This window comes from Levilinea saccharolytica (genome assembly GCF_001306035.1).
Lineage (GTDB): Bacteria > Chloroflexota > Anaerolineae > Anaerolineales > Anaerolineaceae > Levilinea > Levilinea saccharolytica.
The window spans coordinates 1-16,772 of record NZ_LGCM01000046.1 but is presented as its reverse complement, the minus strand read 5'-3'; the positions used below and the strand labels follow the sequence as shown (position 1 = coordinate 16,772).

Annotated in this window: 13 protein-coding genes, 1 pseudogene and 1 riboswitch; of the genes and pseudogenes, 3 read left to right on the top strand and 11 right to left on the bottom strand. The window is 62.5% G+C overall.

What is annotated here, in order from left to right; all coding sequences use genetic code 11:
- The first annotated feature begins 279 nt into the window (after nt 1-279).
- Nucleotides 280-379: riboswitch (SAM riboswitch) on the top strand.
- Between the two features lie 71 nt (nt 380-450).
- Nucleotides 451-1,662: a methionine adenosyltransferase gene (gene metK, locus ADN01_RS13595; protein WP_062417461.1), complete on the top strand. Its 1,212-nt coding sequence runs from the start codon at nt 451-453 to the stop codon at nt 1,660-1,662.
- Nucleotides 1,663-1,740: 78 nt separating this feature from the next.
- On the opposite strand, the gene ADN01_RS13590 is transcribed toward metK, so the two are convergent.
- The 4 genes from ADN01_RS13590 to ADN01_RS13575 all read right to left on the bottom strand — a co-directional run bounded on the left by ADN01_RS13590 (nt 1,741) and on the right by ADN01_RS13575 (nt 5,599).
- A complete protein-coding gene (locus ADN01_RS13590; protein ID WP_062417462.1) occupies nt 1,741-2,412 on the bottom strand; it encodes an endonuclease III domain-containing protein in 672 nt (223 codons plus the stop codon).
- Nucleotides 2,413-2,428: 16 nt separating this feature from the next.
- Nucleotides 2,429-3,475 (bottom strand): asparaginase, encoded by a 1,047-nt coding sequence (locus ADN01_RS13585; protein WP_062417463.1) that lies wholly within the window; start codon nt 3,473-3,475, stop codon nt 2,429-2,431.
- A gap of 78 nt (nt 3,476-3,553) precedes the next feature.
- The gene (locus ADN01_RS13580; RefSeq protein ID WP_062417464.1) at nt 3,554-4,450 is read right to left on the bottom strand and encodes a dihydrodipicolinate synthase family protein; all 897 of its coding nucleotides are present in this window, start codon (nt 4,448-4,450) and stop codon (nt 3,554-3,556) included.
- Nucleotides 4,451-4,465: 15 nt separating this feature from the next.
- A complete protein-coding gene (locus ADN01_RS13575) occupies nt 4,466-5,599 on the bottom strand; it encodes a pyridoxal-phosphate-dependent aminotransferase family protein (protein WP_062417465.1) in 1,134 nt (377 codons plus the stop codon).
- Nucleotides 5,600-5,810: 211 nt separating this feature from the next.
- Here ADN01_RS13575 and ADN01_RS13570 point away from each other — a divergent pair, with 211 nt between their 5' ends.
- Nucleotides 5,811-6,458 (top strand): zinc ribbon domain-containing protein, encoded by a 648-nt coding sequence (locus ADN01_RS13570; RefSeq protein WP_062417466.1) that lies wholly within the window; start codon nt 5,811-5,813, stop codon nt 6,456-6,458.
- Nucleotides 6,459-6,911: 453 nt separating this feature from the next.
- On the opposite strand, the gene ADN01_RS13565 is transcribed toward ADN01_RS13570, so the two are convergent.
- The 7 genes from ADN01_RS13565 to ADN01_RS13535 all read right to left on the bottom strand — a co-directional run bounded on the left by ADN01_RS13565 (nt 6,912) and on the right by ADN01_RS13535 (nt 15,567).
- Complete coding sequence (locus ADN01_RS13565) at nt 6,912-7,772, bottom strand: MBL fold metallo-hydrolase (protein WP_062417467.1); 861 nt, start codon at nt 7,770-7,772, stop codon at nt 6,912-6,914.
- A gap of 27 nt (nt 7,773-7,799) precedes the next feature.
- The gene (locus ADN01_RS13560; protein WP_062417468.1) at nt 7,800-9,386 is read right to left on the bottom strand and encodes an ATP-binding protein; all 1,587 of its coding nucleotides are present in this window, start codon (nt 9,384-9,386) and stop codon (nt 7,800-7,802) included.
- A gap of 19 nt (nt 9,387-9,405) precedes the next feature.
- Nucleotides 9,406-10,194, bottom strand: coding sequence for an AAC(3) family N-acetyltransferase (locus ADN01_RS13555; protein WP_062417469.1), 789 nt, complete (start codon nt 10,192-10,194; stop codon nt 9,406-9,408).
- Nucleotides 10,195-10,269: 75 nt separating this feature from the next.
- Nucleotides 10,270-10,458, bottom strand: a complete 189-nt coding sequence (locus tag ADN01_RS13550; RefSeq protein ID WP_062417470.1) for a hypothetical protein — start codon at nt 10,456-10,458, stop codon at nt 10,270-10,272.
- Nucleotides 10,455-11,177 carry a M23 family metallopeptidase gene (locus ADN01_RS13545; RefSeq protein WP_062417471.1) on the bottom strand — a complete coding sequence of 241 codons (723 nt, stop codon included), beginning with the start codon at nt 11,175-11,177 and terminating at the stop codon, nt 10,455-10,457. The genes ADN01_RS13550 and ADN01_RS13545 overlap by 4 nt, the downstream gene beginning before the upstream one ends.
- A gap of 51 nt (nt 11,178-11,228) precedes the next feature.
- Entirely contained in the window at nt 11,229-12,809 is a 1,581-nt protein-coding gene (locus ADN01_RS13540; protein WP_147238995.1) for a sensor domain-containing diguanylate cyclase, read from the bottom strand.
- Nucleotides 12,715-15,567: a PAS domain S-box protein gene (locus ADN01_RS13535; RefSeq protein WP_160318429.1), complete on the bottom strand. Its 2,853-nt coding sequence runs from the start codon at nt 15,565-15,567 to the stop codon at nt 12,715-12,717. Before ADN01_RS13535 ends, ADN01_RS13540 begins: the two co-directional genes overlap by 95 nt.
- A 186-nt stretch (nt 15,568-15,753) precedes the next feature.
- On the opposite strand from ADN01_RS13535, the pseudogene ADN01_RS13530 reads away from it, so the two are divergent.
- Nucleotides 15,754-16,772 (top strand): annotated as a pseudogene (locus tag ADN01_RS13530) (hypothetical protein); the annotation flags it as partial.

Genomic DNA, 16,772 nt, shown 5'->3' with positions numbered 1-16,772 from the left:
TTCGTTTATTTGTTTTCTTGGCGTTCTTCGCGTCTTGGCAGTAAAAAATGTGTGTATGAACCGCGGAGGCGCGAAGGGCGCAAAGATGGGTGGGTTCGTTGATTCGCTTTCTTGGCGTTCTTTGCGCCTTGGCGGTGAGAAAACTTGTGTATGAACCGCGAAGGACGCGAAGCGTATTCTTTCAATAGATCTGCGCCCAACGAATAATCCGCTGCTTGGTTTGACATCCCTTGTAATCTATGATAAGATCGCGCTGAAGTTCAAATGCCCCATATGGCACTCTTATCCAGAGAGGCGGAGGGACCGGCCCTATGAAGCCTCGGCAACCTGGCAATCGCCAAGGTGCCAATTCCGACAGGAACAATCTGGGAGATAGGAGGGCGGCCAGTTGTGTATCGCCCCCTCACGGAAACCGGCGGGGCGACACATTTTTTAAAAGGAGACATTTGAATGAACAACACCTTTATGAACTCCCCCAAGTACCTGTTCACTTCTGAATCGGTCACCGAAGGGCACCCGGACAAGCTCTGCGACCAGGTTTCGGATGCGGTGCTGGACGCCTGCCTGGCGCAGGACCCCTATTCGCGCGTGGCCTGCGAAACCGCCACTAAGACCGGCTTTGTGATGGTTTTGGGCGAGATCACCACCCGCGGCTTTGTGGATTTTGACCGCCTGGTGCGCGATGTGGTGCGCGAGATCGGTTACGACAACTCCATCAAGGGCTTTGACGCCAACACCTGCGCCGTGCAGGTGGCCATTGCCAACCAGTCCGGCGACATCGCCATGGGCGTGGATAAGGCCATGGAAGCCAAAGCCGGGCAGATGACCGAAGCCGAGATCGAAGCGGTCGGCGCGGGGGATCAGGGCATGATGTTTGGCTATGCCTGCAACGAAACCCCCACCCTGATGCCCATGCCCATTTATCTGGCCCACAACCTCACCCGCCGCCTGACCGAAGTGCGCAAGAACGGCACCCTGCCGTGGCTGCGCCCGGACGGCAAATCGCAGGTGACGGTGGAATACCAGTACGGCAAACCCGTGCGCGTGGATACGGTGCTGATCAGCACTCAGCACGCTCCGGAAGTCAGCCAGGAAGAGATCCGCGCGGGCGTGATTGAGCATGTGATTAACCCCGTGATCCCCGCTGAGATGGTGGACGGCGGCATGAAGATCTTCGTCAACCCCACCGGCCGCTTTGTGATTGGCGGCCCGATGGGCGATGCGGGCGTGACCGGCCGCAAGATCATCGTGGACACCTACGGCGGCATGGGCCGTCACGGCGGCGGGGCTTTCTCGGGCAAGGACCCGACGAAGGTGGACCGCTCCGGCGCGTATGCGGCGCGGTGGGCGGCCAAGAACATCGTGGCGGCGGGCCTGGCGGAACGCTGCGAGATCCAGGTGGCTTACGCCATCGGTGTGGCGCGCCCCCTGAGCATCAACGTGGAAACTTTCGGCACGGGCCTGATCCCGGATGAGAAGATCGCCGAGCTGGTCGGTCAGCACTTTGACCTGCGCCCCGGCGCCATCATCCACGATCTGGATCTGCGCAAGCCCATTTACCGCCAGACGGCGGCCTACGGCCACTTTGGGCGCGACGACCTGGATTTGAGCTGGGAACGCACCAACAAGGCGGCGGCGCTGCGCGCGGCGGCCGGCCTGTAATTCCTGGGCAGCACAAATACACAAACGGAGCGGCCAGTTTTTGGCCGCTCCGTATGATTTAAGGGCTGTGCGCCGGGGCTAGCCTTGCTGGCGCTGCTGGTAATCGTCGCACAGGTCGGTCAGCGGGCAGTGGGGGCAGTCCGGCTTGCGCGCGTGGCAAATTTCCCGCCCCAGGCGGATGAGGTTGAGGTGGGCGGGTCCGTAGGTTTCAGGGCGGAACAGTCCGGCCAGATGGGGGTGGCTTTGCTCGGCGTTCATGGCGGGCGGGCGCAGACCCAACCGGCCGCTGACGCGGTGCACGTGCGTGTCCACCGGAAAAGCGGGCATGCCCAGCGAAAAGACCAGCACGATGGCGGCGGTTTTGGGGCCCACGCCCTTAAAGCGCGTCAGCCAGGCGTGGGCTTCTTCGGGCGGCCAGTCTTTCAGGAAGGCCAGATCCAGCTCTCCGCGCTCCGCGGTGATCTGGCGCAGCACGGCCTGAATGCGCGGGCCTTTCTGGTTGGCCAGACCGGCGATGCGCACGGCTTCGATCACCGCCGCGGGGTCAGCGTCGCGCACGGCCTCCCAGGTGGGAAAGCGTGCGCGCAGACTGTGGAAGGCCTGGTCGCGGTTGCGGTCGTTGGTGTTCTGCGACAGGATGGTGGAGACCAGTTCATCCAGCGGGGGCTGGGGTTCGCTCCAGGCGGGCAGCCCCAGGTGATCCAACAGGCGTTGGTAGATGGTTTCGGCTTTGGCGGGCAGGTCGCTCATGCGCTGTGGGGGTTGGCTAGTGCCAGGTCAGTTGGAAGCAGGTGCGGATTTCGCCCACGGCCAGTTTGCGCCAGTTGCGCACCACGGGGTGGTCAAATTCGGCCAGGGCCTGCATCTGTTCGTCGTTGAGCAAGCCCAACATGCGCACCAGGGCTGCGGCCAGGGCGGGACGGGCGCGGCCGCCCTGATCGCCGTCGGCGATCTTGAACATGATGCCCACGCCGGGGCTGTCGGGCGAAAGCACCCCCGGCAGCAGGCCGATGCCCTGATAGCCCTCGGCGCCGGCCTTCGAGATCATCCGTCCGCCGCCCTGTTCCATGAACAGGGTGTCAAAGCGCTCCGGCCCGGCCACCATGAAGGGGAAGCTGCTCATGGCGCGGGTGAGGCGGCGGCAGGCGGCGGCGCGTTTTTCTTCCAGTTCAAACGGGTCGCACAGGCGCGCGTAGCCGTAGGCGGCTTTGCGCAGCGGCACGGCAAACACGGGGGCCGAGCAGCCGTCAATGCCCAGTTCCACATCCTTTTCCGGGATGCCGCACATCTCCGCAAAGGTTTGCAGGTTCATCTTTTGCACTGGGTGATCAAAATTCAAGTAATCTTCCAGGGGCACGCCGCGCAGCTGGGCCTGGGCCAACATGCCGGTGTGCTTGCCGGAGCAGTTGTGGCGGTAGGGGGTGGGGGTTTCGCCGCGGGCGATCATCTCGTATTTAAGCTTATCATACAGGGGGTAATGCACCCCGCACATGAGGTGATCTTCGGTGACCCCGATCTTGCTCTGCATGGATTTCACCACGCGCACGTGCTCATCCGTCCCCGAATGAGAAGCGCACATCAGCGCCACTTCTTCATCGGTGAAGCCGTACCGATCCGCGCCGCCCAGTTCCATGAAATGCAGGGCCTGAAAGGGCTTGGCGGTGGAACGCAGGAAGGTGACGGCATCCGGGTCGCCGTAACTGGCCAGCAGCTTGCCGTGGGAATCGACGATGGCGACGGCGCCGTAGTGAACGGATTCAACCGTTGAACCGCGGGTGACTTCGAGCACAGGTTGGTAGGGTTGGTGGGTCATGGATAGGGGGTCCTTTCGTTTGGATTATATCACCGCCGGAAAGCCCCCCACCGCAGGGCGCGGCGAGGGGCGAGGATTTTAGGAATTGGGGGCGGCCAGGCCCAGCGCGTCCAGCAGAGCGTCCACAGCGGCCTGCCCGGAGGCATCCAGCGGCAGCAAAGGCCGCCGCGGCCAACCGCCGCGGTAGCCGCAGCGCTGCATGGCGTATTTGAGGCCGGGAACGCCGTAGGTGCTGGTGACGGCGGCGTTGATCTGCGCCAGGCGTACCTGCAAGGCGGCGGCTTCGGCGTTGCGCCCGGCGGCGTAAGCCTGCCACACCTCGCGCAGCGCGGCGGCGGCAAAGTTGGCCAGGGCGGCGATGCAGCCAGCCCCGCCGATGCTGAGGAAGGGCAGCAGGGCGCTGCCCGTTCCGGCGAAGATCTGGAAGGAGGGGCACAGGGCTTTCAGCGAAGCCATCTGCACGATGTTGCTGGAGCTGTCTTTGATGCCCGCAATCTTTTCATGCTGGGCCAGCTCCACCAGGGTGGGGTTATCGAAGGCCACGCCGGTGAACTGGGGCACGTTGTAGACCAGCAGAGGGATGGGCGAAGCGTCGGCCACGGCCCGGTAGTGGGCGGTGAGCACAGCGCGGTTCATGGCAGGCTTGTAAAAATAGGGCGGCAGCAGCAGGGCCGCATCCGCCCCCAGCTCGGCGGCGGCCTGGGTCAGGCGGATGGTGTCGGCGGTGGTCTCCATGCCCGTTCCGGCGATGAGGCGTTTGCCCGCGGCGCGCGCGGCCTGGGCGCACACACGCATCACCGCCAGGCGTTCTTCCAGGCTCATGTAAGCGGCCTCGCTGTTGGAGCCAGGCACGACCAGGCCGTCAATGGGTTCGCTCAGCCAGCGCTGCAAGTTAAAATGCAGGCTTTCGAAGTCAATCGCCTCCTCCTGGGTGAAGGGGATGGCGATGGGGGGGTAGATGCCGGAAAGATCCATGAGGGGGGCTCTGCCTTACCAGGCCTGCTGGGCGGCGGCCACACCCGCCCCGCGCGGCAGGTCGTAGGCGGCTTCGATGGCGGCCAGGGTGGTGAGCAGGTCGCCGATGCGGGCAGTGCCCATGTGACCCACGCGGAAGTAGCGGGCTTTCAGGTCGGGGTACAGGCCGCCCGCCAGGGTGACGCCGGCTTCGGTGACGGCTTTCAGGCCAGAGGCGTCTTTGCCCTGCGGGTAATAGAGGGTGGTGAGGGTGACGGCCTGATAGGCTTCGGCGGGGATCTGTTCCAGCCCCAGGGCGGCGGCCCCGGCTTTAAAGGCGCGCGACAGGCGCGCATGGCGCTGCCAACGGGCTTCCATGCCCTCGGCCAGAATCTGGCGCAGGCTGGTTCCCAGGGCGAAGACGTTGTTCACCGCGGGGGTGCCGAAATAAGCGGCCTTGCGCTCCAAATAGGCTTCCATGACCGGCAGCCACAGACCCCAATCGGCGTAATAACTGCCCACGGGGGCGCGCCGCGCATGGAAGGCCTGCAGGGCGGCCGGGCGAGCCATCACCAGGGCCAGCCCCGCGGGCACAGCCAGGGCCTTTTGCGAGCCGGTCAGCACCACATCCACGCCCCAATCCTGCATGCGCAATTCCTGCCCGCCCACCGAGCAGACCCCATCCGCCAGCACCAGGGCACCGTGGCGGTGGGCGGCGGCGGCGTACTCGGCCAGGGGGGCCAACACACCGGTGGAGGTATCCACATGGGTGACGGCCAGCAGCTTGGCGCCTTTGCGCAGGGCGGCTTCCACCGCCTCCACGCTGGGGGCGCTGCCCGCTGGGGCGTGGACCATGTCCACCACCGCCCCGTGGCGTTCCAGCAGGTCGCGCATGCGCCAGGAGAAGTAGCCGGTCTCGGTCAGCACGGCGCGGTCGCCGGGTTCCACCAGGTTGGCAACCGCCAGCTCCATGGCGCAGGTGCCGCTGCCGGGGATGACGAAGGGCGTGCCGTCCGGCGCGGCAAAAACGGTGCGCAGGTCTTCCAGGGCCTGACCGAAGACCTCGATAAACTCTGCGCTCACGTGGCTGTGGGCGGGGGTGGCCATGGCCGCCAGGACATCGCTTTCAAATTCCACCGGACCGGGGATCATGAGCAAAGGCCGTTTCATGCTGTCCTCCAGGACTGATTGTTTAGGGTTGGGCTGTTGAGACCCTCCATTATTTTATTCCAAATGCGCGCTGCGCCCAAAGGAAAATCCCGCAGGTTTTGGCGGGGGCTGTTTCAGTTTGCAAGGGCGGGGTTTGGGGCTATACTTAACCCGTCTCGGACCGCGGCCCGGGGCGTTCAACCGCCATCATCAGATAACAGGAGTCTTTGCGATGAGTGATTCGATCCAATTCAGCCGGAACTACAGCGATAAGAGCACCGAACAAGGCTTCCAGTTTGAATTCTTCTGCGACCGGTGCAGCAACGGCTTTCGCACCAGCTTTCGCCCGTATGCCATCGGCAAGATCAGCAGCGCGCTGGGCACGGCCAGCAGCCTGTTTGGGGGCGTGTTCAGCACGGCGGCCAACGCCAGCGAATCGGTGCGCTCGGCCAACTGGGAACGCGCGCATGACGAGGCCTTTGTGGAAGCGGCCAAAGAGCTGCGCCCGCAGTTCATGCAGTGCCCGCGCTGTTCGGCCTGGGTGTGCCGGGAGAAATGTTGGAACACCAAAAAGGGGCTGTGCAAGGGCTGTGCGCCGGATTTAGGCGTAGAGATGTCGGCTGCGCAGTCTTCGCGCTCGGTGGAAGAGGTGTGGGCGCACGCGGCCATGGCCGAAGAGGATAAGAAGCTGGGCGAGGAAAACTGGCGGGAAACCATCCGCGCCAGCTGCCCGCAGTGCGGCGCGCCCCAGGCGACCAATGCCAAATTCTGCCCGGAGTGCGGGGCGAAGCTGAAATCATCGGAATTCTGTACGGGCTGCGGGGCCAAGCTGGTGCCGGGGGCTAAGTTCTGCGCGGAGTGCGGGCAAAAGGCGGGTTAGGCGCGAGGAAATCTGGGTGAGGAGAAATTTGGGCGCGCCGAAATGCGGGCACGCCGAAATTCGGGTACGCCTACGTAGATGACCATCGGAGCCGGGTAGAAGACCGGCGTGCCCCAACGTGAATCAGAGCCGGGTAGAAGACCGGCGTGCTCCAACGTGGATTGGATTCTGGGGAAGACCGGCACAAGGGCACGCCTACGTAGATGACCCTTAGAGCCGGGTAGAAGACCGGCGTGCCCCAACAGGGATCGGACTTTGGTGGAAGACCGGGGTGCCCCAACGTGGATTGGATTTGGTAGAAGACCGGCACATGGGCACGCCTACCTAGATGACCATCGGGGCCGGGTAGAAGACCGGCGTGCCCCAACAGGGATTGGAGCCTGGTAGAAGACCGGCGTGCCCCAACGTGGATTGGATTTTGGGGAAGACCGGCGACCCAAAAAAAACGCGTCCCTACGGGGACGCGTGTGTTTCGGGGGTCGGGCAGAATTTTGCGCGGTAATATTGGATCAGCCCGCCCACCAGACGCTGGCGGTACAGGTTGCGGTACTCGCCGGGGAAGCGGAAGCCTGAGAGCAATTCATCCACCAGGCTGAGGGTTTGCTCCGGCGCGGCATCTGCGCGGTGCAGCCCTTCCAGCGCGTTTTGCACGCGGCTGAGAAATTCGATTTGATTGCGAACCTCTTCCATCAACACCACCCCACCCCGCCCGCTGATCAGCGTGGCGTTGGCGTATGAGGGCTGTTCCAGCACGCGCAGGGTTTCGATCCAGGCGGGTAGGTCGGCGCTGGCCAGGAAAGGCGGCTGGTTGGGCATGACCGCGTCGCCCAGGAAGATCACCTGCTGTTCGCGCAGCTCCACCCAAATGGAACCCGCGGTGGGGCCGGGGCGGTGCTGCAGCAGGATGGGGCTGCTGTCCCATTCAATTCGCAGGTGGTGCGAGAAGGTGATTTCCGGGGGCGCCCAGCGCACGCTGCCCAGGCCGTTGACCAGTTCCCATTCGGCCCCGCCTTCGCCCGGCTGCGCCTTAAAGGTCAGGGGGCGTTCAGAAAAGATGCTGGCGGTTTTTTCGTGACCCACCACGGTGCAGTCCATGGCGCGCGCGCCCAGGGTGCGGTCCAGGTGGGAATCGAGGTTGATCAACAGGCGTTCCACCCCGCCGCCCAGGTTGAGCAGCGCCGAACGCCAGGAACGCGCATCCTCTGCGCGGAAGGGTGCGTCAATAAGAATCAGACCGTGCGGCCAATTGATTGCGCCCAGGGTGACGCCGGGATATGAGTTTTCTATGTACACACGAGACGCAATTTCTTGCATTCCTGCTCCTCAAAACAATAAGATCGTCTACAGCGATAATTCATCCAGGTTGTGAGCCAGCGGCAGCCGGAATTGAAAGGAGCTGCCCCCGCTGGGTTTATTTTCGACCCAAATATTCCCGCCGTGGGCTTCCACCGCCAAACGGCAAAAAGAAAGCCCCAACCCCACCCCTTTGGGGATGCCGGGGCCGGATTGCAGCCGGACGAATTTTTCAAAAATCCGTTCGCGAGCTTCCGCAGGGATGCCGGGGCCAGAATCCTGCACCCACAGCACCGCCCAATCGCCTTCCAATTTGCCGCCAACCTGAATCTTGCCGTGCAGCGGGGTGAATTTTACCGCGTTTTCGAGCAGATTGATCAAAACGCGCCGGATCATATCCGGATCAATCCACAAATGGGGGAAATCGGGCGGAACGACAGTTTGAATTTCTTGACTTTTGCTCTCGGACCCCGGAGTCACAATCTCCACGCAGTCGCGCAGCAGGTCGGCCAGGGGCACCGTTTGCTGGTTTGAGATGGGCTGGCCGTCTTCCAGGCGGTGGATATCCAGGAGCGAATTGACCAGGCGCTGCATGCGTTCGGTGGAGCGCTTGAGGATGGCAAACACCGAGCGAGTTGGGGCGGCTTCGCCCGCGCTGGGCAGCAAAGTTTCCAGCATGTCAATGGAGCTGATGATGTTGGCCAGCGGCGAGCGCAGGTCGTGATACACCATCGAGGTCAGATCTTCCTGCATGGCGGCCATGCGCTTGCGCTCAGAAATATCTCGCAGGGTCCACTGCAGCATGGTCTCCTCTTCCAGGGTGACCTTGCGCACGTACACCTGCACCGGCAGGGTTTCGCCGCTCCAGCAGCGCAGGGCGGATTCATAGGAAATGGTGCGGGCGGCATCCAGCAGCTCCAAATGGCTGCCGAAGAGATCCCACTGCACGGGATGCACCTCGCCGATGTTGCGCCCCAGCAGGCCCACCGAGGGGTAGCCCAGGGTGTGCAGGGCCTGACGGTTGGCTTCCATGATCACGCCGCTCAGGTCGCTGATGAGAATGGAGTCAATGGAATCTTCAAACAATTCATGGTAGCGGCGAGTGGCAATTTCCACCGAGGTGTACAGGCGGGCGTTATGCACGGCCACGCCGGCCAGATCGGCGATGGATTGGAGCAGGGCTAAATGCTCTTCGTTGAAGAAGCCGGGAACGGAATGGACCATGGTAAGCACGCCCACGGGCTGGTCGCGCACCGGCAGCAGCACGCAGACGGCGGATTTTTCGCCGCCTCGCGGCTGGGTGTCATCGGGGCGGCGCAGCCAGCGTTCGTCCTGGGCGGTGTTGGTGATCAGCGCGGGTTGGCGGTGGCGCAGCACCCAGCCCGCCAGGCCCTGGTCGAGGGTGGCCTGCAGTTGGCGGGTGGTATCGGGGATGTACTGCTGGTTGTAGATAATGGCCGCATCCAGGGGGTTGAGCTGTGCATCGAGGATGATCAGGGTGGCGCGTTCGGCCCCCACGCTGTCAACGCTCAGGGTTAAGACGCGCTGCAGCAAGGTGGGCAGATCCAACATGCTGGATAGTTCGCGGCTCACATGATAGAGCAGTTCCAGAGAAGAGCGTGAGGGGTCGTTCATGGGTCTCTCCACGGGGACCTTATGATTCGGGGGGCGCATCTGCGCAGGCCAAGCATTCCGCCCGGCCGCACAGCAGCGCGTTCGGCTCCTGGCGCATCCATTCCGCCAGGCGGGTGAGCATGGGCTGCATGGGCACGGCCAGGATCTGCGCGCTGCCCAGGGGCAGGCCGCGCACCAGGTCTTGCAAGGGTTCGGCGGCGGCCTCAAATCCGGCGGAACACACGGGCACATCCGCACATTCGCGCACGCCGAAACGGGTGAGCGCCCAGCGCACAAAGTGCCGCCGCCCAGCCATGCGCTCGGCCAGGTGGATGCTGAAATTGGCGGTGTGATCCACACCCAGCAGCAGCACCCAGCCCTCTTGATCGGCCAGCACCTGCACGGGAGCTAATGGGTCGCGCAGGGTTTGGGCGTTGAGGGCTGAATCCACCTGCAGACCGGCGAAGGACAGCAGGGGGTGATCGGAGCGGCGGCTGACGGGGTGGCGGCGCAGAGTTTCGGCCAGCGCCCCCAGGTTCTCATCCGCGGGCATATCCGCATTGAAATATTCGGCGGCGGCGTTTTGTTCGCGGCCGCTGCCGTAGATCAGACCGTTATGAGCCGGGCCGTCTTCGGGGATGACCTGGGTGCGCAGGGTGAAGGCGGGGGTCATGACCCCCGAAAAAGCTCCGGTCAGCGCGCCGAGCACCGTTTCTGCGCCGCCGCGAATCTCACCGAGGGCGGAAAGATCTGCATGTACCAATACGGGCCGTTGGGCGGGGATGGGCAGCGATTTGAGGGTGGAGAAGATATCGCGAAAGGTGATCATCTCGTTCCTTGCAGGAGGCGTGGATGGATAGCGGCGGGCATACCAGACCGGTGAGGGTTGGGCGGCAGGGCTGGCTCAAACCAAAGCCTGATCCAGCGCCGCACGCATCTCTAGGGTTGGGCTGCCCGAAGAATCGCTCTCCCCCGGACAGACGGCATGCACAGGATTATTATACGTCAAAAACTCCGAGGCTGCCGAACGTACCCGGCTGACCGTGCCGTTGACCAGCACCATCTGCTCGCTGCGCGGGGGCAGGGGGTTCAAGCGCCGCCGCCCTGGGTTGGGGTGCAGTGGGGAATGTCGCCATCGTTTTGGGGGCCGTTGAGCGGGCGGCCGAAATAGGGCGAGGGGTCCAGGGTGTTGTGGATGTCCAGCTCGTTGAGGAACTGTCCCTGTCCGTCGTCGCGCACGATGGAAAAATGCAGGTGAACGCCGGTGGGGGCATTGGGCGTGCCGGAATAATTGCCCTGGCGGCCGAGGAGCGCGCCGGCTTGCACATAGGTCTCACGCGTGCCGGGGGGGAAGGCCGGGTCAATCAGCGAGAGACCGGCAGGGTCGGCCAGGTGGGTGTAATACAGCCAGATCTGCCGCCCAGGCTGCAAGGGGTCGGAGGGGATGCGCAGAATCAGGCTCGATTTCCATTCGGGCAGGCGGGTGAGGTAGCCCGCGTACGCGGCGTACACGGGTGTATCCCCGGGGTCTCCGCCGCCGAAGATATCAATGCCGGAATGGCGGTGGCCGGGGCGGAAGGAATCATCCCATAAAAAGCCGATGAACCCTTCGGTGGGCATTTGAAAGGGCGCCCCTGGGCAGGTTTCGCCGGCGGGCGTGCGCCAGTCGGGGTGATCCTGGGGGCTGCGGATCCAGGCGATGACCTGGGCGGTGCGGCCGCGGTTTTCGCGGTGGTTGTAATATGCATACGCCGCGGCGGCGAATCCCAGAAGGATGCCTGCGACTAGAACCCAGAGGATCGGTCGTTTCATGGGCGCAATTATACCGCCAAAGCCCGCTGCCCCTGGCGGTGCGACAGGCTGCTAGCTGGCGGCTGTTTGCGGCGCGATATGATAGGGATCCTCAGGCTCCTGAACCGCCTGATTGGCGGCGATGCGCACTTTCTCGATGAGGTCATTGATGCGGTCGCCGTGTTCGGGGTAAGCCGCCAGGCCAAAACCCACCTGGATGCTGTTGAAATCCATGTCTTTGTAATGCCTGCGCAGACTGCTGAAGCCCTTATGCAGCGATTCGGCGCGGCGGACGCAGTCGGTCAGCGGGGCGTCCGGCAGGATGATGAGAAATTCATCCGCGGAGTACCGGCAGATGATGTCGCTGGTGCGCACATTGCTTTGCAGATACCCCGCCAAAGTCTGTATCCAATGGTCTTTCTTGGCGGCGGGCAGGGCCTGCAAATCCAAATGCAGCATGACCAACCCGATGGGCGATTTTTTGCGGACGGCGCGGTGCAGGTCGCGCTGGAGGGTGGCTTCGATATAGTAGCGGTTATAGAGACCGGTGAGCGGGTCGCGGATGGATTGAGCCTGCAGGGATTCACTCAGGCGCAGGTTGGCCAGGGCCAGGGCCACGCGTTCGGAAACCATGGTGGCCAGCTGCTGGGTGCGCTGCAAGCCTTCCATGTCGGGGCTGCCCTCCAGGTAAAACAGACCCTGAGTCTCGCCCTGGGCTACCAGTGGGGTGCACAGAGCGATGATGCGGCTGTCTTCGACGATATGGCGGCAGGAAAGGCTGTTGTGTTCCGGCTCGCTCAGGTGGGCACGTCCGCGGCGCAGCGCCCAGCAGCGGTCGGGTTCAAAGACCAGTTCGCTGTGCAGGGGGGTGTTCCATTGTAAGGTGGATTCAACATAGCGGCGCGAGGCGTTGGACATATACAGACCACCCGCCATTCCGGGGAAAATGCGCGGCACGGTGGAGCTGACCACGTCGTAGACCTCAGATACATTCAGACAGCCTTGCAGCAGGTCGCCCAGCTCGTTCAGCAAATTAGCGTCGTTGTTGCGGCTTTCCAGTTCCAACACGGTGCGGCGCAGCTCTTCGTTTAAACCGCTCAGCTCCATTTGCGCGCGGTAACTTTCGGAGATATCGCGCACGGAGACGATGTAACCGGTGGGCTTGCCTTCCGAATCGGTCAGCCGGGCAATATGCGCCTGACCTGAGAACAGGCTGCCGTCCTTGCGCTGCATTGTGCCGGTGAAGGTGACCACGGGGTGCTCTTCCCGTAGGTTTTGCAGATCTTGCTGCATGCGCTCCCGGTCTGTTTCGGCCACGCCCAGGGCGGCAAAGGTGCCCAGCATCTCTTCGGGAGAGTCGTATCCATACAGGCGCAGGGTCTGTTCGGACACATAATTGTAGCAGCCGTTCATATCCATCGTGCTGATGGAATCGGGCAGGGTCTGCACCAGGGCGCGGTACTGCGCCTCAGAGCGCCGCAGGGATTCTTCAGCCTGCATGCGAATGTGCAGGTTGGTGAAGATGCTGGCGATCAGGCGCAGCATGTGCATGGTCTGATCATCCCAGGGGCGGGAGGTTTGTTCTAGATTGAGGCCCAAGAACCCCACCATTTGATCGGAGGATCCCAGGGCAATGGCCAAAATGGACTGCACGCCCTGCGCCTGCCACAGGGCTTTTTCGGTGCTGGCTTCCGGGGGGCAGATTCTCCAGACGATCCACCGATAAGATCCCTTCGCTGCGAAGTTCTTTCATCGCCCAGGAGAAGGTGTCTAAACTCAAGCCTATCAGCCTGTCGCGGCGGGGCTGGATTCCGGCCGCCAGCCATTCTTGAACATCTTGAATCGTGTCGCCGCCGGGGTTAAAGGTGACCCAATAACAGCGCTCCACATCTGCAAAGCGGCCGGTGGCTTCCAGGGCAAACTGGGCCTGGTCTTTGAGGCTGTGTGTGGTGACGTTGATGAAGCGGGTGGTGATGTGGCTGATGAGGGCTTCCAGTTCCAGCCGTTTTTGCAGCTGTTGGCGGGCTTCCACCTGTTCGGTGATATCGCTGACCACCGCATCCAGGCGCAGACGGCCGTCAGGCATCACCTGAGCGGTCTGACTGTCGCGCACCCAGGTGATGCTGCCGTCATCGTTCAGCAGACGGAATTCCATTGTAGATTTTTTGCGCTGGCCGGCGTTTAATTCGGCAAAGCGTTGGAAAACCCAATCGCGGTCATCCGGATGGATGCGCGGGCGGATGATGCGCGAATCGGCGCGCAGGGCTTCATACGCTACCCCTGTGATGGTTTCAATCACCGGAGATAGGTAGCGGTAGATCAGCCGCCCGTCTTTATCCACCGTGCCCGACCAAAGGGCGTCATTCACCGAGGCCATCATCTGATGCAGGTCATAGCGCGCCTGCTCCAATTCTTCCTGGGCCTGCTTCCGTTCTGTCAGGTCTTCGGCGATGGAAAGGGCGCCGGTGGGGTTGGGATACACCCACACCTGGTAATAACGTTGGTTGAGCCAGCCTTCGGTGGTTTGGGCGGCGCCGGTGTGGATGGCTTCATCAATGGCTTTGAAGAAGATCGAATGTTGGATTTCCTGCGCGTAAACGAGCAGGCTCCTATCGGTCAGCTCAGCCGGGTTAAGGCCGAAAAGGCGGGTGAAGGCTTCGTTGCAGTACTGCACGTGGAAATGGTCGTCTACGGCCAGAACGGGAGTCTGGATACTTTCCAGCAGCAGGCGGTTGTGTTCCTGGGCGCGCCGCAGGTCCGTATCGGCCCGCTGGCGTTGGAGGGCATTCATGAGCATGTCGCCTAACATGCGCAGCATGCTGATATCGGCGTCGTCCCATTCCTTGGGTTTGCTGACGTTGGAGAAACCCACATAACCGCTGAGGGTGTTTTTGAAGGCCACCGGCAGCAGCAGGATGGAGGTCAATTGGTCGGTATCCCAGTACTGGCGTTCCCCATCCGCTTCGGGCGGCAGATCGCTGAGATTGGGGACATAGACCGGCTCGAAGCGGTGCAGGGTGTCCATGCTCCATTTCAGGTCTTTCAACGATTGACCCACAAAGGTATCCTGCATGGGTTGGATGCCCGGGGCGCACCACTCATACACCTTTACGATTTCGGTACGGTCTTCGTTAAAGATATCCAGATAGCAGCGGTCCACGCCGGCAAACTCGCCCAGAGCCTGGAGAGCGGTATCAATTTGGGCGTCCATCTGGTCGTGACTGGCGTTGATAAATTGGGTGGAGAGCTGGCTGATGAGGGATTCAACCGCCAGACGGTGGCGCAGGCTTTCTTCTACCTGTTTGCGCTCGGTGATGTCAAACTGGGCGGTTTGAATGGCGGGCTGGCCGTCATATTCGCCCAAGACCGCCAGGGAGGCCACCCAGCGGGTACGCCCATCTTTGGTTAGCAGGCGGATTTCATCTAACTTGGGAACATTTTGCCCGCCCATACGTGCTTCAGCGTTGTGGGCCACCCGCGCGCGGTCTTCGGGGTGGACGTTGGCGCGTACCTCATCGGGGGAGAGGGCGCGCAGCTCTTCCAGCGTGTAGCCGCTGTTTTGCACCGCCGCCGGGTTGGCATACACCACCCGCCGGTTCTGGAAAATGTACAGCTCTTGCAGCGAATTTTCCACCAGATTGCGGTAGGCCTGTTCCGTGCGCCGCCGTTCACTGACATCCCGCACCATAATCAGCAGCACGGGCTGTTCGCCCAGGCTATCTTTTTGGATGGTGATTTCGGCATAGAAAATTTCACCGGACGCGCGCAGATTGGGGGCCTCGACCATCGTGTGGTCGGTGGCTTCGATTTCCTGCATCAACCGGTCAAACTCCTGAAAGGCTTCCGGCGGGGCCAATTGACCCGCGGTCATTTGCAGGATTTGTTCGCGAGTGTAGCCGTACATGCGGCAGGCGCTTTCGTTAGCGTCCAGCACGTGGCCGTTCAGATCTTCTACTAAAATGGCATCGCGGATGCCGTTGAAGATGTTCTGGTAGCGTGCTTCGGTTTCGCGCACGCGCTTTTCCCAGCGCTGGCGCTCGATGGCGTGGCGCAGGGAGCGCATGAGCAAATCGGCGTTGAGCTTACCTTTGATCAGGTAATCCTGTGCGCCGTTTTGAACCGCCTGGAGGGCCAGTTCACTGCTGTCTACCCCGCTGAGCACAACCACCGGTGCGTGGGGAGCCGCCTGGCGCATTTTGATAAAGGTGTCCAGCCCGTCGCTGTCCGGCAGATTCAGATCCAGCAGCACCAGATCCACGCGGTGCGTATTGACCTGCTGTGTTCCGTCCGCCAGGGTGTCGGCGTGCAGAATCTCAACACGGCTGTCGCCCAATTGGGTCAGCATTTCGTAAATCAGGTGAAAGTCAATCAGATTGTCTTCAACCAGCAAAATGATTGTGGCTTGAGACATGGGGGTGGTCATGACGCTCCGTTTAGGGCCGCAGGTCAATCTAAACAGCGGGTGCGCGCCGCGCTCATCATACTATATCATAATACGAATATTGCCGAATACCATCGCATAGGGTTGAGTTTCTCTCCTCATGGTACAATTTTTATGCCTGGATCCCCCTCTGGAAATGTTGAAAGGTCGGCCGCGTTGAATTTTGCTTCCAATTCGCTTTCAAAGGCGCAGCGCGTTGAACTCATCAGCCTGACGGCTTTTGGGTTGGCGCTGCGCGTGTTCTTTGCGCTCTACAGCGGTTATGTGGAGGAGGATGCCTACATCACCTTTCAGTTTGCGCGCAATCTGGCCGCGGGACAGGGCTTTGTGTATAACCCTGGGGAGGCCATTTACGGCTCAACCACGCCCTTACTGACGCTGCTGCTGGCGGGGTGGATGGCACTGGGGGGTGAGCCGGTGTTGGGCGCGCGCCTGTTGGGTCTGGCGGGGGCGGCGGCTTATCTGAGCCTGACCTGGGCGGCGCTGGTTCGTTTGGGCGTGCCGCGGGTGGGGCGCGTGTGCGCGGTGGGGCTGTTGGCCTGCGCGCCGCGTTTGGCGGCCTTGGACCTGGCGGGCATGGAGCAGCCGCTGGTGCTGGCGTTTATGGCGGCTTCGGCCTGGGCAGGGCTGCGCGGGCGTTGGGGTTGGGCCGGGGTGTGGGGGGGACTGCTGCTGTGGACGCGCCTGGATACGGGGTTGTGGCTGGCGCTGTTGGGGGCCGCGGCCATCTGGCAGCGGCGCGCGGCAGGGGGGCTGCGCTTTGCTGGGGCGGCTGCGGGGATCTACCTGCCCTGGGTGGTGTACGCCAGCGCGGTGTTTGGCTCGCCCATTCCCCATACGGTGACGGCCAAATGGGCGGCGTACGCGCACAGCGGTGCGGTGCCCATTCATACCGGCTGGAAGCCGGCTTTGGATGCGTTTTTCCTGTTTCGCACCACCCACCCTTTGCTCTATATCAGCCTGGCGCTTTCGGCTGGGCTGTTTGTTTTGGCGGGCTGGGGGGCGCTGCGCACCGGCCGCTGGCGGGCTGTGGGTATTTTAACGGCTTTCGCCGTGCTGGAGGTGCTGCGGCTGGTGCTGGCCCGCGCGACCTTCTTCAACCGCTATTTCATCCCCGCCAACGCGGCTTTTCTAATTTTGGCCGGGCTGGGGGCGGGGGCGCTGTGGGGGGCGGT